The organism is Comamonas sp. 26, assembly GCF_002754475.1.
Taxonomy (GTDB): domain Bacteria; phylum Pseudomonadota; class Gammaproteobacteria; order Burkholderiales; family Burkholderiaceae_C; genus Comamonas.
The window spans coordinates 453,804-472,168 of sequence record NZ_PEFL01000001.1 but is presented as its reverse complement, the minus strand read 5'-3'; the positions used below and the strand labels follow the sequence as shown (position 1 = coordinate 472,168).

Below are 18,365 nucleotides of genomic sequence, written 5' to 3'. Positions count from 1 at the left end.
GCGAGTCATGACTTGCTTCACTTCATTGCTATAAAAACTGAGGTTTTGGCGTGAAGCAAATTTGTGTTCCTAGCGATACGTAACTCCACATCGCTTTGAATCGTCCGGCCATGAAAAAAGCCGGGCGTCTTATGCAAATCAACGAAGGAGAAAATGATGGCAACTGCGAAGAAGACGGCCGCCAAGGCCACACCCGAGAAAAAAATAACTGCCAAGAAGGCGGCCGCGCCCAAGGCTGAAGCTGCAAAGAAGACAACAGCAACAAAGACTGCCGCTGCCCCAAAGGCTGCTGCTCCCGCCAAGAAGGCTGCAACGACTGCTAAGGCCGCTGCTCCCAAGAAGGCTGCAACGACTGCCAAGGCCGCTGCTCCCAAGAAGGCTGCAACGACTGCCAAGGCCGCTGCTCCTAAAAAGGCTGCAACGACTGCCAAGGCCACTGCTCCCAAGAAGGCTGCAACTGCTGTTAAGGCCGCTGTACCTAAGAAGGCTGCAACGACTGCCAAGGCTGCTGCTCCTAAGAAAGCTGCAACGACTGCCAAGGCTGCTGCTCCTAAGAAAGCTGCAACGACTGCCAAGGCTGCTGCTCCTAAGAAGGCTGCAACAACCGCCAAGGCTGCTGCTCCTAAGAAGGCTGCAACAACTGCCAAGGCCGCTGCTCCCAAGAAGGCTGTAACAACTGCCAAGGCTGCTGCTCCTAAGAAGGCTGCAACTGCTGTTAAGGCCGCTGCACCTAAGAAGGCTGCAACGACTGCCAAGGCTGCTGCTCCTAAGAAGGCTGCAACAACTGCCAAGGCCGCTGCTCCTAAGAAGGCTGCAACAACCGCCAAGGCTGCTGCTCCTAAGAAGGCTGCAACGACTGCCAAGGCCGCTGCTCCTAAGAAGGCTGCAACCGCTGTCAAGGCTGCTGCTCCCAAGAAGGCCGCAACCGTTGCCAAAGCAGCTCCCGCCAAGAAGGCTGCAGCTCCTAAAAAGACTGCTGCCAAGAAGGCAACTGCTGCACCAGCTCCCACAAATGCCGTGGCGGAAACTGCAGCACCTGTGGCTCAGACTCGCCTTGCACCTCAAGCTGCATGGCCCTTCCCCACAGGTAACAAGCCCTAATCAGCTCACTGACCTGCACGCAATAAAAAAGCCCGATCTCGCTTGCGAGAGTCGGGCTTTTTTACATGCCTGATGTCAGCACACTGAGTGCGCCGACCAAGGTATCAAGGCTGAAAGTCTAGCTGATAGTTTTGTGGGCCACGGCTCGCAATCTTCAACGCACCAATGCGGTTGCCCAGTTCAGCGCAGCGCACCAGATCCCAGCCGCGCTCCAAGCCAAACAGGAAGGCACCGCGCCATGCATCGCCGCAACCGGTAGGGTCCACCACCGCAGCAGGCTTCACAGGGGCAACCAGCGTCTTCTCGCCGTTCTGCCAGACTTCACAACCTTCGGCACCCAGCGTCACAACCAGGCCTCGCACTTGCTGCGAGATTTGCGCAAAGCTCAGGCCGGTACGCTCGCTGAGCATCTTGCCTTCATAGTCGTTCACTGCCACCCAGTCGGCTTGCTCAATAAAGGCCTTGAGCTCGTCACCATTGAACATGGGCAAGCCTTGACCGGGATCGAACACAAACGGAATGCCAGCCGCCTTGAACTGCGCCGCATGATCAATCATGGCCTGACGACCATCAGGAGCGACGATGCCGACTTTGACCTCGGCAGCCATATCGGCCGTGATCTGGTTCTCATGCGCCTGCATCATGGCACCGGGATGGAAGGCCGTGATCTGGTTGTTGTCACGGTCCGTCATGATCATGCACTGAGCCGTGTGCGTGCTCTGCAGCTGGCCCACGTGACGGGTCTCAATACCCAGATCCTTGAAGCGCTGAACATAGTCAGCGCCATCGCTACCCACCATGGCCATGGGGCGTGCATCGCCGCCCAGCAGCTTCAGGCTGTAGGCAATATTGCCGGCGCAACCACCAAAGTCGCGGCGCAGCGAGGGTACCAGAAACGACACATTCAGAATGTGCAGCTGGTCAGGAAGAATCTGGTCCGCAAAACGACCTTCAAAGGTCATGATGTTGTCGAATGCCAGCGATCCACAGATCAAAGCAGCCATGGCGCTTTCACTTTCAGAAATTGATTAGGGGTAAAAAACCAGTGCACGGTAGCCGGCCACAGGGGCGTCAAGATCCTGCACTTGAACAGGTACGCTCACGCTCCACTCCTGGCGGGCCTGCAATTGCTCTGGCGCACCAAGCGGCTTGAGATCTATCACGCGGCGGAGCAGCGGTTTGTCCTGAGCATCGGTCAAGGTCAGCTCGGCCATGGGCGTTGCCACGGCAAAATCGGAGCGATTTTCCAGCGTCAAACTCCACTGGTACTGTTGTGCATCAGCCAATTGCGTGAATCCAGAGCCGCTGATCACCACATCGGCAATCTGGCGCCGAGCCTGTAGTTCACAACCAGCCAGGCGGCATGCTTGGGTCAGAACCGGCGTCAGCGCTGGGTATTGCGCCGCCAGAGCATCGCGCTGCTGCCATGCATACTGACCTGCAACACCTGCCACAGCGGCCAGTGAACCCAGCACCAGCACAGCACGCATGCCAGTGGATTGCCAAAAGGCCTTGCGCCTTGCTTCGCGCACAAAGCCAGGCTCATCGCTTTCAGGCAAAGATTTTTCATCCTTACCCTCGCCCGTATCATCGCCTTTGATCGCATCAGCATCCACAGGCTGAGATACCGCAGAAACGGGCATTGACTTATCCACAGAGGCAGATTGCAGAGCATCCGCCGATTCGACTTCTACCGTCGTTTCTTGCTGAGCCTCAGGTTCTGATTCAGTGGCAAGCGGTGACTTATCGTGTTCAGCCTGCACCGACTCAATCGGCGACTCGTACTCTGCAACCAGAGGGAGCGCCTGATCGACAAACGAAGGCTCTGCAGCCTCCTGCTCCTCTGAGACTTCAGACGGAGATTCGGACTCTGATTCAGACGCTGTTGACGATTCAAGCGGAACTTGAGCCGCCTCCTGATCACCCATTTCCGCTGCCTGCTCCAGAGCGGCATCAACCTCTGCCGACTCCACATCTAGCGCTTCTTCAGAAGCAAGATTTGAATCAGATGAGGTTACAGCCCTTTCTTCATCAGCACTAGCAGCTTCCAAAACAGGAGCATTTAATGTTTCAGCAGCATCTTGCTTCTGCACTGATTCTTGCTGCTCAGCAGGGGCCTGCGCCGCTGACTGCAGGGCTTTAGGCTCCAGCAGTTCATCGGGCACGGTCTGCAAGTCCTGAGATGCATCAAATACGCTTTGACACCTGCCGCAGCGCACCCAGCCTTGCGAGATGCGCAACTGGTCTGCAACCACTTTGAAGCAGGTTCCACAGGAGGGGCAACGGGTAACTTGGCTCATCAGATGGCAATTGTAGGCAGCAGCAAACCGCACCCGGCAAGGGTGCGGGCATGTATCGGAATCAGGCGGCGCGCTGGGCGGTCATCAAGATCCAGCCATCCTGGGTATCTGCTACCTCAAGCTTGAGGTAGGGTGCGTAGGCTTCTTTGAGTTCGTCAGCCTGACGCTCCAGAATACCGGCCAGCACCAGATTGCCACCGGCCTGCACACGGCCGCACAGCAAAGGTGCCAGCACCTTGAGCGGCGTCGCCAGAATATTGGCCAGCACGGTCTGATATGTACCGCCAGCTGCATCAGGCAAACCTGCAGTGACCTGTACATGGTTGGCGCTGCTGTTGTAGTTGGTGGACTCCACCGCCGCTGGATCGATATCCACTGCGTCGATTTCGGTCGCGCCAAACTTGGCGGCGCCAATGGCCAGAATGCCGGAGCCACAGCCGTAGTCCAGCGTGCGGCCCAGCGTCCCCTTGGGCTGGCGCGCAATCCAGCGCAGGCACATGCGGGTCGTGGGGTGGGTACCGGTACCAAAGGCCAGACCGGGGTCAAGGCGAATGCTGATCTTGGCCTGCTCGGGCAATTCATGCCAGGTTGGCACAATCCAGAACTCGGGCGTGATGTCCACGGGCTCGAACTGCGATTGCGTCAGGCGCACCCAATCCTGATCGGGTACGGGCTTGACGGCCAGAATCTTGCAGCCTTCAAAAAAGTCCTGCGGTTGCAGCAACTCGCGCGCTTCCACGGCCGCAGCTTCGGTTGGGAACAGCGCAATCACACGGCTGCGCTGCCAGCCATCCTTGGGCGCAGGCATGCCAGGCTCACCAAACAGCGCCTGTTCGGCATCTGTTTGCGCGTCAGCATCTTCAACGGACACGCTCAATGCATCCAGTGCATCCAGCGCGTCGCTCATAGTTTCAACCCGGTCCTCCGGGCACAACAGGCTCAGCTCGTACATGGCCAATCCTTTCATGGATCTACACAGGGCGAGATGCAAGGCTATGCCTCTATCTGCCTGGGTAAACCGTAGTTTCCTGAAAAACGAAAATGCTGGTCTCCGTTACCAGAGGCCAGCATGAGAGGTCAAAGCGGCAAATGCCCGCTCATCGCTTGGAAGGGTTGCGGCGTGTCAGCCACTCTTCCAGATAGTGGATGTTCGTGCCACCCTCAATGAACTTCGCGTCCACCATCAAATCCTGGTGCAGCGGAATATTCGTGTTGATGCCTTCAACCACCGTCTCCAGCAGCGCAGTGCGCATGCGGGCGATCGCCTGTTCGCGGGTATCACCATACGTGATGATCTTGCCGATCATCGAGTCGTAGTTAGGCGGCACGAAGTAGTTGTTGTACACATGCGAGTCCACGCGCACGCCAGGGCCACCGGGGGCATGCCACATGGTGATGCGGCCAGGCGAGGGAGTGAACTTGTAGGGGTCTTCTGCATTCACACGGCATTCAATGGCATGGCCCTTGAATTCGATCTGACGCTGGGTGAACGGCAGCTTTTCGCCGGCGGCCACCATGATCTGGGTGCGAACAATGTCCACGCCGGTGATCAGCTCGGAGATCGGATGCTCCACCTGAATACGGGTGTTCATCTCGATAAAGTAGAACTCGCCGTTTTCGTAAAGGAACTCGAACGTACCAGCACCGCGGTAACCGATTTTCTTACAGGCGGCCACGCAGCGCTCACCAATGCGCTCAATCAGCTTGCGGGGAATGCCTGGAGCCGGAGCCTCTTCAATCACCTTCTGGTGGCGGCGCTGCATGGAGCAGTCGCGCTCGCCCAGATAGACGGCGTTCTTGAAGGTATCGGCAATCACCTGAATTTCCACGTGACGTGGGTTTTGCAGGTACTTTTCCATGTAAACCGCAGGATTGCCGAAAGCCGCAGCAGCCTCCGCCTTGGTCATTTGCACGGCGTTCACCAGAGCTGCCTCGGTATGCACCACGCGCATGCCGCGACCACCGCCACCACCAGAGGCCTTGATGATCACCGGGTAGCCCACAGCCTTGGCAATGCGCTTGATGAGTGCGGGATCGTCGGGCAATTCGCCGTCCGAGCCGGGCACGCAAGGCACACCGGCCTTGATCATGGCTTGCTTGGCCGAGACCTTGTCACCCATGATGCGGATGTTTTCAGGTGTCGGGCCAATGAAGGTGAATCCGCTTTTTTCAACGCGCTCGGCGAAGTCAGCGTTTTCGGCCAGGAAGCCATAGCCAGGGTGAATCGCCTCGGCGTCCGTCACCTCGGCAGCCGAGATTAGGGCCGGCATGTTGAGATAGCTCAGTCCCGAGGGAGCTGGGCCAATACACACGGCTTCGTCGGCGAGCTTGACGTACTTGGCATCACGGTCGGCTTCGGAATAAACCATCACCGCCTTGATACCCAGCTCACGACAAGCGCGCTGGATGCGCAGGGCAATTTCACCCCGATTGGCAACCAAAATTTTCTTAAACATGAAGTTCCTCGCAGCTTGTTGCCTGCACTTCAGCGCAGACCACTGCCAATGACCCAGTCGCGCAGCCAGCGGCTAGCGCACCTCGGCGCTGCAATGCGAGCTGCATGCAACGCCTCATGATCTATTACTCGATCACGAACAGAGGCTGGCCGTATTCCACAGCCTGGCCGTTTTCACCCAAAACGCGAACAATGGTGCCGCTCTTGTCGGCTTCGATCTCGTTGAGGATCTTCATGGCTTCAACGATGCAGATCGTGTCGCCTTCCTTGACCTGGCTGCCCACATCCACAAACGCCTTGGCGCCTGGGCTGGAAGCGCGGTAGAAAGTGCCCACCATGGGCGACTTGACGACATGACCTTCCACAGCGGCTGCGGCAGGTGCTGCGGCGACGGGCGCGGCAGCGGCTGCAACAGGGGCGGCCATCATGGGGGCTGCCTGCATAGGGGCGGCAACGTACTGCTGATGCACCACACCTTCGCTCTTGACAATACGGACCTTGCCCTCTGCTTCGGTGATCTCCAGTTCCGACACATTCGATTCGGACACTAGGTCAATGAGGGTCTTGAGTTTTCGCAAATCCATGGGAGCTCCAGCGACGTAATTCTAAACAGGGCGCGAATTTACCTCAAATTCGGCCTTCTGCGCGCATTGGCGGATATTTTTCAATAACGTCACCAGGGAATTTTGCGCGCCTACACTTTTCTGACGGCAAGAGCAATGTTCATTCGCTCTATTTGCTCCAATTTGCCAGATCTTCGCTGGAAAGTTCGCCTATTTTACGCTGCTTGACTTGACCTTGACTGTCGAACAAAACCGTGAACGGCAGGCCACCTTGCAAATTCCCCAGGGTTCGAGTAAGGCCTAACCCCCCTTGCATGGCAATACCGACGGGGAACTGCACAGGTTGGCGCTGCAAAAACCGCTGCACCGCTTCAGACTTATCAACGGCCAAGCCGACTACTTGAATACCCTGAGCGCCTTGTTTGGCCGCAAATTCGCTGAGCATGGGCAGCTCCTTCACGCAAGGCGGGCACCAGGTCGCCCAGAAATTGAGCAGCACTGGACGACCTTTGAAGTCGGCCATGGCAAACGGTTTACCGTCAGGCGCTTCAAAAACTTGGCTCCACAGCTGCGCTTCAGCGCTGGGACCCATAGCCTGCGGCTGGCTGCGCAACCATGCAAAGCCAGCGCCCGCCACAGCGGCCACGCCAGCGACAGACGCTGTCAGCCAGAGGCGGCGATTGCGCTCTTTGCCTTGCGAATCAGGGCTTGGCATCTCACTCATCACGACTCTCCTCCAGTAACTTGCGCAAAGCCTTAGCATCGCCACGCAGGCTGCGTCCTCGACTATCGGGTTTCATCGCACCGCGCATATCGTCATGGTCATACACCATCAGATGCACGCCCACAGTTTCATTGATCGGCTTGCACAGGGAGTGGATGGAGAGCGCCTCCACCGGCTTGCCCTGAAAGCCAGTCACAGTGCTCGGCTCATAGTTAACCTGGTTGTTGATCAAGGCAATTTCTGCGGACTTGGAGTCATCGCAAAACAATTGCAGATAGATATCAGACAAGCGCGTAGCAGTACCGCGCCAGACCGCTCCTGCCAGATGCGGGCGAAACTCCTGCAGCCGGTCCATCCAGACCAGCGCCAGCTTGCGCAGCGCCAGCAGCTCTTGTGGTTGGGTTTCGCCGCAGAACAGCTCTATATATTCACGCACCGCTTCTTCAAGCTGGTCGTTGTCGGGCAGCGCCGTGCGGCTGGGCAAGGCCAGCTGGCGCAAGGCGCGCTGCTTGGCCGGACCCCACTCAAGCCCTTCTTCGACCACGATGTGGGCCGCTGTCTGAGCGATTTCAGCCGTCAAATTATCCAAACTCATAGCGCGCTCTTCCGTAGATCCCGCAGCGGTGTGCAATGCAGGTCATTTGCAGACATTGTGGCCCATGAAAGCGCAGGCACTTTGGCCTATTCCGCACAAGGCTGCTGTTTTGATAGCTGGTAGCGCTTGATAGATCTCACCCTCAAAGTAAAAACACTTTCAAACTAATATAAATAAGGCGCAGCCAACTATCAATTTGATAAGAAAGGTTACTGGCAGCGCCCGCGCAGTCGATAGATCGCCCTCAGGGCCTGCGCGCAAACGTAGAATCCCCGGCCATGCACATTCATATTCTGGGCATTTGCGGCACCTTCATGGGAGGTCTGGCCGCCTTGGCGCGTGAAGCGGGTCATAAGGTGACGGGCTGCGATGCGGGCGTCTACCCGCCAATGAGCGATCAGCTGCGCCAGCTGGGTATTGAGCTGATTGAGGGCTATGGTGCCGATCAGATCGCGCTCAAGCCCGATATGTATGTGATCGGCAACGTCGTCAGCCGCAAGCACCTGCCCGACGGCTCGCCCAAATTCCCGCTGATGGAAGCCATTCTGGACACCGGTGCCGCCTACACCAGCGGCCCCCAGTGGTTGGCAGAACATGTGCTGCGTGGTCGCCATGTGCTGGCTGTCGCGGGTACGCACGGCAAGACCACCACCACATCCATGCTGACCTGGGTGCTGGAATGCGCAGGCCTGCAACCGGGCTTTCTGGTGGGCGGTGTGCCGCTGGACTTTGGTGTCTCCGCCCGTCTGGGCGCGCCCAAGCGCCCCACGACCGGCCCCGGCCCTATGGGCCACGAGCCCGTGTTTGTGATTGAAGCCGATGAATACGACACGGCCTTCTTCGACAAGCGCAGCAAGTTTGTGCACTACCGCCCTCGCACGGCCGTGCTGAACAACCTCGAATTCGATCACGCCGATATCTTTGATGATCTGGCCGCCATTGAGCGCCAGTTCCACCATCTGGTGCGCACCGTGCCCTCCACCGGGCGCGTGGTGACTAATGGCCTGGAAGAAAGCCTGACCCGCGTGCTGACGCAAGGCTGCTGGAGCGAAGTGCGCGCCTTCGGTACTGCTGTCAGCGATTTCAGCGCCGAAGGCGACCCCAGCGACTTTGCCGTGCTGCGCCATGGCAAAAAAGTGGGCCAGCTGACCTGGTCGCTGACTGGCGTGCACAACCAGCTCAATGCGCTGGCAGCCATTGCGGCCGCTGACCATCTGGGCGTAAGCGCCGAAGCCGCCTGCAAAGCCCTGTCGCGCTTTCAGAACGTCAAGCGCCGTATGGAGCTGCGCGGCACGGTGAACGGCATTGAGGTCTATGACGACTTTGCCCATCACCCGACAGCCATCCGCACCACGCTGGACGGCCTACGCCGCAAGCTCGGCCCCGATGCCCGCATCCTCGCCGTCTTCGAGCCCCGCAGCAACACCATGAAGCTGGGCACCATGAAAAGCCAGCTGCCTTGGTCACTGGAAAGCGCCGATCTCGTCTTCTGCCACACCGCCGGCCTGGACTGGGATGCGGCAGAAGCCATGGGATCCATGGGCGTAGGCCCCGGCAAGCGTGCTCAAGTCGCTGGCGATATCGACACCTTGATCGCCCAGATTACCGCAGCGGCTAAGCCCGGCGACCATATCGTCGGCATGAGCAACGGCGGGTTTGGCGGCATCCACGCCAAGCTGCTGGAAGCACTGAAGTAAGTCAGAAACTAAAATGCCCGCTGAGAAATCAACGGGCATTTTTCTTGGCACAGCCACAACCCAAGCCAGGGCACCGAGCAAGAACCGCCTCGCAGCGAAGATGCGGTCCCCCTCAGGGGGAGCTTAATAACTAATCGACATCGCTGGCACATCTACCCGAATCAGCGGCTTGGACAGGACTGCCTGAGCTGCCACGGCATAAGTGTTACGCCAGTCTGGGCTCTCAAACAACTCGGGACGATTACGCGCTTCGCGCGCGACAACGACCAGCTTGTCGGCCAGCAGCACCTTGCCGGTGGCTCGCAAAGGCTCGCACTCGAGCGAGATAAATTGCTGATCCAGCCAGCGACGACCTTCATCCGAACTCACGGTCGGCAGAGCCTGGGTGTCGACCCGATATTCCAGGTCATCACCCAAAACTACGATTACTTCACTACGCATATATCTCCTCTCACTTCTGGTGACTGTTGCACCATTCGTTGTTGTGACCACAGCTTAATAGTGGCCGAGGGGCTGAAGACGCTACAAGCTGACAGCTTGCAAACAGCGGCGGCAACCAGTGCAAGCCCTGGCAAGATCCATAGGGCATCACAGTGGTTACAGAAACATGGTGTGCGCAGCAATAAGAAATCAATTAATTTGATAGCACTGAGCGCATACTTGGCATGAATATAAGGGCGAAAGTGTCTTTTTCAACCCCTTTGAAGAAACCGTAACTCTATTGTTATTGATCCCCATCACAGCAGGCTTGAAATTCCAGCGAGAGCACTTACATACTTGGCAGCTTATTTTTGTGAGCCGCACAGCAACGCCTTCAGGAGCCCATGACCATGACCGCTGAAAACATCTATCAAGAATTACGCGAGAACCTGCTGCAACTGGAAGTTGAGCTGCAAGCCCAGAAACTCTGGTCAGCAGTGGCTCCCGACCCGAAGGCGCTGGAGTCCACAACGCCCTTTATGTATGACACCCTCAAGCTGCACGAATGGCTGCAGTGGGTCTACATTCCGCGCCTGCGCGCCCTGATGGATGCCAAGGGCATCCTGCCTCATCAAAGCCATGTATATCCCCTGGCCAGCCATGAGTGGGAGCAGCACACCCACTTCGACAAAGGTCAATTGCTGCGTCTAATCAACCGCATTGATGCAACCCTCAACGGCTGCGAGATGACCCCCGAATCCGTTCCAGACGCCAAGCACTGAGCCAGCACCTAGTCTATATAGGCATATAGACAAGCAAACAGGCCACAAGACGCGATTGTCTTGTGGCCTGTTTCATTTAAGCAAGGCGCGCTGATCAGGCGGCGACTTCAGCTTCCTTCACGCTGGCCACCGCAGCCTGACGGCGCTGGAGCACGGCTTGCGACAGCTCTTCCATCGTGGCCACAGAATCTTCCCAGTTGAGGCAGGCATCGGTAATGCTCTGGCCATAAGTCAGCTTGCTGACCTCGTCCTTGCCGGGGGTGAACTTCTGGGCACCGCCGACCAGATGGCCTTCAATCATCACGCCGAACACGCTATTCGAGCCACCGGCGATTTGAGCAGCGATATCGCGGGCAACGTCCTTCTGCCGTTCGTGCTGCTTGCTGCTGTTGGCATGGCTGCAGTCCACCATCAAGGTAGGCGTCAGGCCTGCGGCTTCCAGATCCTTGCAGGCGGCGGCCACATGATCCGCATCATAGTTAGGCGTCTTACCGCCGCGCAAAATGACGTGGCAATCTTGATTGCCGCCAGTGTGCACGATGGCGACCTGACCATTCTTGTGTACCGACAAGAAGTGGTGACCTCGGCTAGCGGACTGAATAGCGTCTGTTGCAATGCGAATATTGCCGTCTGTGCCGTTCTTGAAGCCGATGGGCGCCGAGATGCCCGAAGCCAGCTCTCGGTGCACCTGGCTTTCCGTCGTACGGGCACCAATCGCGCCCCAGCTGATCAGATCGGCGATGTACTGGGGAGAGATCACGTCCAGGAATTCACTGGCAGCAGGCACGCCCATGCGGTTGATGTCGATCAACAACTGGCGTGCAATGCGCAGACCTTCATCGATACGGTAGCTCTGGTCCAGGTAGGGGTCGTTGATCAGACCCTTCCAGCCCACCGTGGTACGGGGCTTCTCGAAGTAAACGCGCATCACCACTTCCAGCGTGTCCTTGTACTGCTCGCGCACCACGGCCAGGCGGCGGGCGTATTCCAGAGCAGCAGCCGGGTCGTGAATGGAGCAAGGGCCGACGATGACCAGCAGACGGTCATCCTCGGCACGCATGATGTTGTGGATGCTGCGGCGGGTGTCGCTGATCAGCGTTTCCACGGCAGTGCCGCAGATGGGGAAGAAGCGAATGAGGTGCTCTGGAGGGGGTAACACTGTGATGTCCTTGATACGTGCGTCATCGGTCTGGCCTGTCTTGGGAGAACCGGTGCGATACCAGGAGTCAGTGGCGGAAGTGTTCAGAGCAGTCATGGCAATCTTTCGTGAAGTCTTTGATCTTTGAAAACCGGGGGACCTGGAACGTGGGCATAAAAAAACCGCCGGGCTTTGCAGCTTCGGCGGTTCTTTGGGAGGTGTTTGCGGGGTGCGCGCTATTACCTCTCAGCCGCCTGGGGTGAGAGCCAAAAGTAAAAGAAATAAGCGCGTTGGGTTTTCATGTCTTTCAATGTAGCACAGCTCTTTTGCAATGCAACATCAGCGGCAGGCGCAAAAGTCTTGTCAAAAAAACACTGTCCCTCTGAATACAGGAATTTACTCAATTATTTTCAAATGCAATATTTTTGCGTTTTTTTGATTTTTTTAGAATTTTATTGATTTATAAACGATTTATTCCAAAATCAATGCAATTTTTCAGCGAAGCCGCAATATTTATCGCTTAGCCATTTAATACCCTGAGAAACCGCTCTTTTCAAGCATTTTCAGAGCCCAAAAATAACAAAACCCCGGCCTGCCATGCAGAGCGGGGTTGAGCGTTTCAGCGGGCAAGCCGCCGAAAAGTGCCGTATCAGGCCGTTCCGCCGACCGTCAGGCCGTCGATGCGCAGCGTAGGCTGACCCACGCCCACAGGCACGCTCTGACCTTCCTTACCGCAGGTGCCCACGCCCGAGTCCAGGCGCATATCGTTGCCGATCATGCTGATGTGCTTGAGCGATTCTGGGCCGCTACCAATGATAGTCGCGCCCTTGACGGGGTACTGGATCTTGCCGTTTTCGACCCAATAGGCTTCGCTGGCCGAGAACACAAACTTACCGCTGGTGATGTCCACCTGCCCACCAGCGAAGTTGCTGGCATACAAGCCTTTCTTGATGGAGCCGATGATTTCCTGTGGATCCTTATCGCCACCCAGCATGTAGGTGTTGGTCATGCGCGGCATAGGGATGTGCGCATAGCTTTCACGGCGGCCGTTACCCGTGGGCTTTACGCCCATGAGGCGGGCATTCATCGAATCCTGAATGTAGCCCTTCAAAATACCGTCCTCAATCAGCACATTGCGCTGGCTGACGTGTCCTTCGTCGTCCACATTGAGCGAGCCACGGCGATCGGGGATCGTGCCGTCGTCCAGCACGGTGACGCCCTTGGCGGCCACGCGCTGACCGATTCGGCCGCTGAAGGCGCTGGAGCCCTTGCGGTTGAAATCGCCTTCCAGACCATGACCAACGGCTTCATGGAACAGCACGCCTGGCCAGCCCGAACCGAGCACCACCGTCATCACGCCCGCAGGCGCGGGGCGCGATTCGAGGTTGACCAGTGCGGAGTGCACGGCTTCATCCACGTACTGGGTGATTTGCTCATCGCTGAAGTAAGCCAAGCCGAAGCGACCGCCACCGCCGGAAGAGCCCACCTCACGGCGGCCCTTTTGCTCAGCAATGACGGTGACCGACAGGCGCACCAGCGGTCGCACATCAGCGGCCAGCGTGCCATCGGCACGGGCGACCATCACCACATCGTATTCGCTGGCCAGACCAGCCATGACCTGCACCACGCGAGGATCCTTGGCACGTGCCAGCTTTTCCACCTTGCCCAGCAGTTCGACCTTGGCCGTGCTGTCCATCGTGCTGATGGGGTCCAGTTCTGGGTAGAGAGAACGGCTTTGCGAAATCTTCTGGACGCCAGCCTTGACGCGGCGGGTCTGGGTTGCGCTAGAGATGGAGCGCACGGTGCGTGCGGCATCCAGCAAGGAGGCTTCCGAAATGTCGTCGGAATAGGCAAATGCCGTCTTCTCGCCGCTGACAGCGCGAACGCCAACGCCTTGATCAATGGAAAAGGAGCCGGTCTTGACGATGCCCTCTTCCAGACTCCAGCCTTCGGCGCGGGTGTACTGGAAGTAGAGATCGGCGTCATCCACCTGGTGCGAGCGAATTTCGGCAAGCGCGCGCGCAAGATGGGTTTCGTCCAGGCCGAAAGGCTCAAGCAGCAACTGACGGGCCGTGGCCAAGCGTTCGATGGTGGGTTCGCGGGAAATCATGGATACATTGTAGAGATAGCTACAAGTCCTGACGCGTTGGTGGATGCACCATAAAAAAGAGCGGAATGTCCCCCCACCAGGCTGGACAACATTCCGCTCTATTCACTCGCGCAGGTTTCTGTGCTGCCCGCATTGCATCACAGAAGCCTCTTGGGCCTTTGCCGCTCCCGCATGATCGGTCTTCTGGCCCCTCCAGAGTCGTTTGTAAACCCTGTTCACACTCCAGGCAAGAGGTCAAAGGGAACTACTGGCTATTTTCAATGCTCTAAGAGCCCCGCCGATTCATTAAATCAAAGCAAAATCACGCGCTACCGCTTTATGAATAATCGCTGGCAGCTTCTTTTTTAATAGCATTTTGTTTTCCCCGGATTTTTACCCATGGGGAATATGCCCATCACCGCCTGGTAACTGACGCTGCGCCCGCGAGACCGACATCAGCACACCCAGCGCCAGCCCCAGCGTGACCATGGCAGTGCCGCCATAGCTGATAAAGGGCAAGGGCACACCCACCACGGGAAGAATGCCGCTGACCATGCCCATGTTCACAAAGGCATAGGTAAAGAAAATCATAGCCACCGCTGCAGCCATCAGGCGACCGAACAGCGAGTTGGCGTGCATGGCAATCGCCAAGCCTCGCCAGACCAGCAGCAAGAAGCCAACGATGATGAACAGATTGCCCACCAAGCCAAACTCTTCGGAGTAGGCGGCAAAAATGAAGTCGGTGGTGCGCTCGGGGATGAATTCAAGGTGAGTCTGCGTGCCGGCCATGAAGCCCTTGCCCCAGATACCGCCCGAGCCGATGGCAATCATGCCCTGAATGATGTGAAAGCCCTTGCCCAAGGGGTCACGCGTAGGGTCCAGCAGCGTGCAGACTCTGGTGCGCTGGTAGTCATGCAGCAGATACCAGCTCACGCCGTCAGCGCAGAGCTGGGGCTCGAACCAGACGATGAGAAAGATGCCGACCACAGCCAGCACCACTGGCGGCACGATCAGCTTCCAGGGCAGGCCCGCAAAGAAGATGACGGACAGGCCCGCAGCCATCACCAGCAGCGAAGTACCCAAGTCAGGCTGCTTCATGATCAACCCCACGGGCACCATGAGCAGCACAAAGGCAATGACAAAGTCTGAAGCACGCAAATTACCTTCGCGACGCTGAAACCACCAGGCCAGCATCAGCGGCGTGGCAATTTTCAAAATCTCAGAGGGCTGAATCACCACGCCCACATTCACCCAGCGCGTAGCCCCCTTCTTGGTAATACCAAAAAGCACCACAGCGACCAACAGCGCCACGCCCACGGCATAGAGCGGCACCGCCACCTTCATCAGCTGCTGCGGCGGTATCTGCGCCAGCAAAAACAGCAGACCCGCTGCAATCAGCATGTTGCGCCCGTGGTCCACAAAACGCGTACCGTGATCAAAGCCCGCCGAGTACATGGCCAGCAGCCCGGCCCCCGCCAGCATGGCTATAAACAAAAGCAGCAGGAAGTCAAAGCCGCGAAACAGCGGAACAATGCGCTGCAACAGCGAGGGTTTATCGAATTCGATGGCGGACATGGGCGGCAATTATCGGGGGAGCAGACCTCCGTGCGCATTGCAAGGTTGAGCTTTGCTGACGACTCAATACTGATGAACCCGATTCAGCCCGCTACAGGCCTTCCCCCTGCTAGGCTAAGGCGTAAACAGTCCACAATGATCGGTACTGAAAAGCTGCTTTATTTACGAGAGGAGATTGCCGCCATGACAACCACCCACCTGCTTTATCTGCACGGCTTTCGCTCCTCCCCTCAATCCAACAAGGCCCGCATCATGGCGGACTACGTCAGCGCCAAACACCCCAAGGTGCGCTGGTGGTGCCCACAGTTGCCGCCTTCCCCTCGCGATGCCGCGTCGTTGATTGCAGAAGGCATCGCCAACTGGCCGCGCCAGAGCATGGCCGTCATGGGCTCATCCCTGGGCGGTTACTACGCCAGCTGGGTGGCGCAGCTGGCCCGCTGCAAGAGCGTGCTGATCAACCCAGCCGTGAACCCGGCCCGTGATCTGGAAAAATACATTGGCGAGCAAGCCAGCTGGCATGACCCGGAAGAAAAATTCTTCTTTCGCCCTGAATACATTGATGAATTGCGCCTGCTCGATACCAGCAGCATGACGCCAGCAGCCCCGGAGATGGTTTTGATCGCCCAGGGCGACGAGGTACTGGACTGGACAGAAATGAGTGAACGCTACCCTCACGCCCTGCAACTGGTGCAGGAAGGCGGCGATCATGCCCTGTCAAATTTTGAGGAGTACCTGAGCTGCGTGGAAGAATTTCTGGCCTTGGCTTGAGCTCAACCAGGGATTCAGACCGCGCCAGGTCGTCCGCTCGTGGGAAAATACACGGCTATGCACGCACTGTTTGAAGAAGCCGGCAAATTTCTGGCCGGACGCATCCTCTCTGAAGCCGAATCCTCTGCCCAAGTCGAACTGGACTCGGGCAAGCGGGTCAAGGTCAAGTCCGCCAATATCCTGCTCAAGTTCGAGAAACCGGCTCCCGCCGAGCTGATGGCCCAGGGCCAGGCACTGGCGAGCGAGATCGATCTGGATCTGGCCTGGGAATTTGCGCCCGATGAAGAGTTTGGCTTTGCCGACTTGGCGCGCGACTATTTTTCCGAGTCTGCCACGCTGGCACAGCAGGCCGGCGCGCTGTTCTGCCTGTTTGATGCACCGCACTACTTCCGCCGCGCAGGCAAGGGCCGCTTCAAGAAGGCGTCCGCTGAAATCCTGCAGCAGGCGCTGGCCGCCATTGAAAAGAAAAAGCTGATTCAGGCACAGATTGACGGCTGGGCCGAAGAGCTGGGCCGCGGTGAATGCCCTCAGGCCATTCGCGAGCAGCTTTACAAAATTCTGTTCAAGCCTGACAAGAACGCGCCTGAATACAAGGCCGTTGTCGAGGCCAGCCGCGCCACCCGCATGGCCCCACTGGACCTGCTGCACCGCGCAGGCGCCATCGACTCGGCCTACCAGTTCCACTGGAAGCGCTTCCTGTTCGACAACTTCCCCAAGGGCACGGGCTTCCCGGCTCTGGAAGCACCCCAGCCACCTGCAGACCTGCCTCTGGCCGAGGTCAAGGCGTTCTCCATCGACGATTCGGCCACTACCGAAATCGACGACGCCCTGTCCGTCAGCGGTCTGGGTACGGGCACTGTCACCGTGGGTATTCACATTGCCGCCCCCGGCCTGGCCATCACGCCCGGCAGCGAGCTGGACAAGCTGGGCCGCAACCGCCTGTCCACGGTCTACATGCCCGGCTACAAGATCACCATGCTGCCCGATGAGGTGGTGCAGATCTACACGCTGGATGAAGGCCGCGCCAACCCCGCCGTGTCGCTGTACGTGACCATCAACGAGGAAACGCTGGAGACCACGGCCACCGAAACCCGCCTTGAGCGCGTGCCCGTGGATGTCAACTTCCGCTACGACAAGCTCGATCACATCGTGACCGAAGAGTGGCTGAGCGATCCATCGATTGAGATTGAAAACACGCCAGAGTCCTTGCTGAACAAGCGCAAGGAGCTCACATTTTTGCAGCGCTGGTCCAAATTTCTCAAGGCCAACCGTGAAGTGGTGCGTGGCAAGCCCGAGAACTTCAGCCGACCGGACTACAACTTCCGACTCGTCGGCAACGACGGTGCCGAACCCAATGGCAGCGAGCAGGTGCAGATCTCCGTGCGCAAGCGCGGCGCGCCGCTGGACCTGATCGTGGCCGAAGCCGCGATTGTGGCCAACAGCACCTGGGGCCTGATGCTGGCCGAACACGGCGTGCCCGGCATTTACCGCAGCCAGGCCAGCCTGGCCCCCGGCATGAAGGTGCGTATGAGCACCAAGGCGCTGCCCCACGCCGGTATTGGCGTGAAGGCCTATTCCTGGGCCACCTCGCCGCTGCGCCGCTATGTGGACCTGGTCAACCAGTGGCAGATCATTGCCTGCGCCCGCCACGGCAAGACTGCCGCGCTGGCTGCCCCCTTCAAGCCCAAGGATGCTGAGCTGTTCGGCATCATCAGCAGCTTTGACGGTGCCTACAGCGCCTACAACGGCTACCAGGCCGGCATGGAGCGCTTCTGGACTCTCAAGTATCTGGAGCAGAACGGCATTACCGAGCTGACGGCCAGCGTCTTCAAGGAAGGCCCCAATGGTTCTTTCCTGGTGCGTGCCGACAATCTGCCCCTGGTGCTGCCCGTGCTAGGCGCGCAAAACCTGCCGCGTGGTGCACATATCCGCATCAAGCTCGGCGAGATTGACGAAATCTCGCTGGACATCACCGGTACGCTGATCGAGCGTCTGGATGCCAGCGCCGATGCGCAGGCCGAGGGTGATGACAGCGGCGAGGACGATGACGACACCGTGGCCGGCCCCATTGCCATTGCGGTGGACATGAACGACGCCGAAGCTCCTGCCGCCGACAAGCCACAGTCCTGACCTCTACTCTCCATCGCCCTGACGCCGC

General features: G+C 58.2%; 16 protein-coding genes. 5 read left to right on the top strand and 11 right to left on the bottom strand.

From position 1 onward, the window contains the following. Positions 1-156: 156 nt before the first annotated feature. Positions 157-1,101 carry a hypothetical protein gene (locus CLU84_RS02215; protein WP_099737820.1) on the top strand — a complete coding sequence of 315 codons (945 nt, stop codon included), beginning with the start codon at positions 157-159 and terminating at the stop codon, positions 1,099-1,101. Positions 1,102-1,205: 104 nt separating this feature from the next. Here the strand turns inward: CLU84_RS02215 and CLU84_RS02210 are convergent, their stop codons facing one another. The 7 genes from CLU84_RS02210 to CLU84_RS02180 form a co-directional block, all read right to left on the bottom strand. Further along, the gene (locus CLU84_RS02210; RefSeq protein WP_099735736.1) at positions 1,206-2,105 is read right to left on the bottom strand and encodes a carbohydrate kinase family protein; all 900 of its coding nucleotides are present in this window, start codon (positions 2,103-2,105) and stop codon (positions 1,206-1,208) included. Between the two features lie 24 nt (positions 2,106-2,129). Beyond that, a complete protein-coding gene (locus tag CLU84_RS02205) occupies positions 2,130-3,401 on the bottom strand; it encodes a DUF3426 domain-containing protein (protein ID WP_099735735.1) in 1,272 nt (423 codons plus the stop codon). A 61-nt stretch (positions 3,402-3,462) separates the two neighbouring features. Further along, the gene (gene prmA / locus CLU84_RS02200) at positions 3,463-4,353 is read right to left on the bottom strand and encodes a 50S ribosomal protein L11 methyltransferase (protein ID WP_099735734.1); all 891 of its coding nucleotides are present in this window, start codon (positions 4,351-4,353) and stop codon (positions 3,463-3,465) included. A gap of 145 nt (positions 4,354-4,498) precedes the next feature. Then, positions 4,499-5,857, bottom strand: coding sequence for an acetyl-CoA carboxylase biotin carboxylase subunit (gene accC, locus CLU84_RS02195; RefSeq protein WP_099735733.1), 1,359 nt, complete (start codon positions 5,855-5,857; stop codon positions 4,499-4,501). 124 nt (positions 5,858-5,981) lie between these two features. Continuing rightward, the gene (gene accB, locus CLU84_RS02190) at positions 5,982-6,440 is read right to left on the bottom strand and encodes an acetyl-CoA carboxylase biotin carboxyl carrier protein (protein WP_099735732.1); all 459 of its coding nucleotides are present in this window, start codon (positions 6,438-6,440) and stop codon (positions 5,982-5,984) included. A 148-nt stretch (positions 6,441-6,588) separates the two neighbouring features. Then, positions 6,589-7,134, bottom strand: a complete 546-nt coding sequence (locus CLU84_RS02185) for a TlpA family protein disulfide reductase (protein WP_369826849.1) — start codon at positions 7,132-7,134, stop codon at positions 6,589-6,591. A gap of 1 nt (position 7,135) precedes the next feature. Then, positions 7,136-7,738, bottom strand: a complete 603-nt coding sequence (locus CLU84_RS02180; protein ID WP_199173672.1) for a hypothetical protein — start codon at positions 7,736-7,738, stop codon at positions 7,136-7,138. A 278-nt stretch (positions 7,739-8,016) separates the two neighbouring features. Here CLU84_RS02180 and mpl point away from each other — a divergent pair, with 278 nt between their 5' ends. Then, on the top strand, positions 8,017-9,435 hold the full coding sequence (gene mpl, locus CLU84_RS02175) for a UDP-N-acetylmuramate:L-alanyl-gamma-D-glutamyl-meso-diaminopimelate ligase (RefSeq protein ID WP_099735730.1): 1,419 nt from the start codon (positions 8,017-8,019) through the stop codon (positions 9,433-9,435). A gap of 123 nt (positions 9,436-9,558) precedes the next feature. On the opposite strand, the gene CLU84_RS02170 is transcribed toward mpl, so the two are convergent. Beyond that, positions 9,559-9,876 carry a hypothetical protein gene (locus tag CLU84_RS02170; protein ID WP_099735729.1) on the bottom strand — a complete coding sequence of 106 codons (318 nt, stop codon included), beginning with the start codon at positions 9,874-9,876 and terminating at the stop codon, positions 9,559-9,561. 389 nt (positions 9,877-10,265) lie between these two features. Between CLU84_RS02170 and CLU84_RS02165 the strand changes: the two genes are divergently transcribed. Continuing rightward, positions 10,266-10,637: a YqcC family protein gene (locus CLU84_RS02165; protein WP_099737818.1), complete on the top strand. Its 372-nt coding sequence runs from the start codon at positions 10,266-10,268 to the stop codon at positions 10,635-10,637. Between the two features lie 94 nt (positions 10,638-10,731). Here the strand turns inward: CLU84_RS02165 and CLU84_RS02160 are convergent, their stop codons facing one another. From CLU84_RS02160 to rodA, 3 genes are all read right to left on the bottom strand, one after another. Then, entirely contained in the window at positions 10,732-11,892 is a 1,161-nt protein-coding gene (locus CLU84_RS02160) for a 3-deoxy-7-phosphoheptulonate synthase (protein WP_099735728.1), read from the bottom strand. A gap of 532 nt (positions 11,893-12,424) precedes the next feature. Continuing rightward, entirely contained in the window at positions 12,425-13,885 is a 1,461-nt protein-coding gene (gene tldD / locus CLU84_RS02155) for a metalloprotease TldD (protein WP_099735727.1), read from the bottom strand. Between the two features lie 372 nt (positions 13,886-14,257). After that, on the bottom strand, positions 14,258-15,439 hold the full coding sequence (rodA, locus tag CLU84_RS02150) for a rod shape-determining protein RodA (protein WP_099735726.1): 1,182 nt from the start codon (positions 15,437-15,439) through the stop codon (positions 14,258-14,260). 183 nt (positions 15,440-15,622) lie between these two features. On the opposite strand from rodA, the gene CLU84_RS02145 reads away from it, so the two are divergent. Next, positions 15,623-16,207, top strand: a complete 585-nt coding sequence (locus CLU84_RS02145; protein ID WP_099737817.1) for a YqiA/YcfP family alpha/beta fold hydrolase — start codon at positions 15,623-15,625, stop codon at positions 16,205-16,207. 57 nt (positions 16,208-16,264) lie between these two features. Then, positions 16,265-18,337 carry a ribonuclease catalytic domain-containing protein gene (locus tag CLU84_RS02140; protein WP_099735725.1) on the top strand — a complete coding sequence of 691 codons (2,073 nt, stop codon included), beginning with the start codon at positions 16,265-16,267 and terminating at the stop codon, positions 18,335-18,337. The last annotated feature ends 28 nt before the right edge of the window (positions 18,338-18,365 follow it).

Excerpts from the sequence above, each read along its gene's own strand:
- CLU84_RS02215 (WP_099737820.1), top strand. The coding sequence starts at position 157 with ATGGCAACTGCGAAGAAGACGGCCGCCAAGGCCACACCCGAGAAAAAA.
- CLU84_RS02210 (WP_099735736.1), bottom strand. The coding sequence starts at position 2,105 with ATGGCTGCTTTGATCTGTGGATCGCTGGCATTCGACAACATCATGACC.
- CLU84_RS02205 (WP_099735735.1), bottom strand. The coding sequence starts at position 3,401 with ATGAGCCAAGTTACCCGTTGCCCCTCCTGTGGAACCTGCTTCAAAGTG.
- prmA (WP_099735734.1), bottom strand. The coding sequence starts at position 4,353 with ATGTACGAGCTGAGCCTGTTGTGCCCGGAGGACCGGGTTGAAACTATG.
- accC (WP_099735733.1), bottom strand. The coding sequence starts at position 5,857 with ATGTTTAAGAAAATTTTGGTTGCCAATCGGGGTGAAATTGCCCTGCGC.
- accB (WP_099735732.1), bottom strand. The coding sequence starts at position 6,440 with ATGGATTTGCGAAAACTCAAGACCCTCATTGACCTAGTGTCCGAATCG.
- CLU84_RS02185 (WP_369826849.1), bottom strand. The coding sequence starts at position 7,134 with ATGCCAAGCCCTGATTCGCAAGGCAAAGAGCGCAATCGCCGCCTCTGG.
- CLU84_RS02180 (WP_199173672.1), bottom strand. The coding sequence starts at position 7,738 with ATGAGTTTGGATAATTTGACGGCTGAAATCGCTCAGACAGCGGCCCAC.
- mpl (WP_099735730.1), top strand. The coding sequence starts at position 8,017 with ATGCACATTCATATTCTGGGCATTTGCGGCACCTTCATGGGAGGTCTG.
- CLU84_RS02170 (WP_099735729.1), bottom strand. The coding sequence starts at position 9,876 with ATGCGTAGTGAAGTAATCGTAGTTTTGGGTGATGACCTGGAATATCGG.
- CLU84_RS02165 (WP_099737818.1), top strand. The coding sequence starts at position 10,266 with ATGACCGCTGAAAACATCTATCAAGAATTACGCGAGAACCTGCTGCAA.
- CLU84_RS02160 (WP_099735728.1), bottom strand. The coding sequence starts at position 11,892 with ATGACTGCTCTGAACACTTCCGCCACTGACTCCTGGTATCGCACCGGT.
- tldD (WP_099735727.1), bottom strand. The coding sequence starts at position 13,885 with ATGATTTCCCGCGAACCCACCATCGAACGCTTGGCCACGGCCCGTCAG.
- rodA (WP_099735726.1), bottom strand. The coding sequence starts at position 15,439 with ATGTCCGCCATCGAATTCGATAAACCCTCGCTGTTGCAGCGCATTGTT.
- CLU84_RS02145 (WP_099737817.1), top strand. The coding sequence starts at position 15,623 with ATGACAACCACCCACCTGCTTTATCTGCACGGCTTTCGCTCCTCCCCT.
- CLU84_RS02140 (WP_099735725.1), top strand. The coding sequence starts at position 16,265 with ATGCACGCACTGTTTGAAGAAGCCGGCAAATTTCTGGCCGGACGCATC.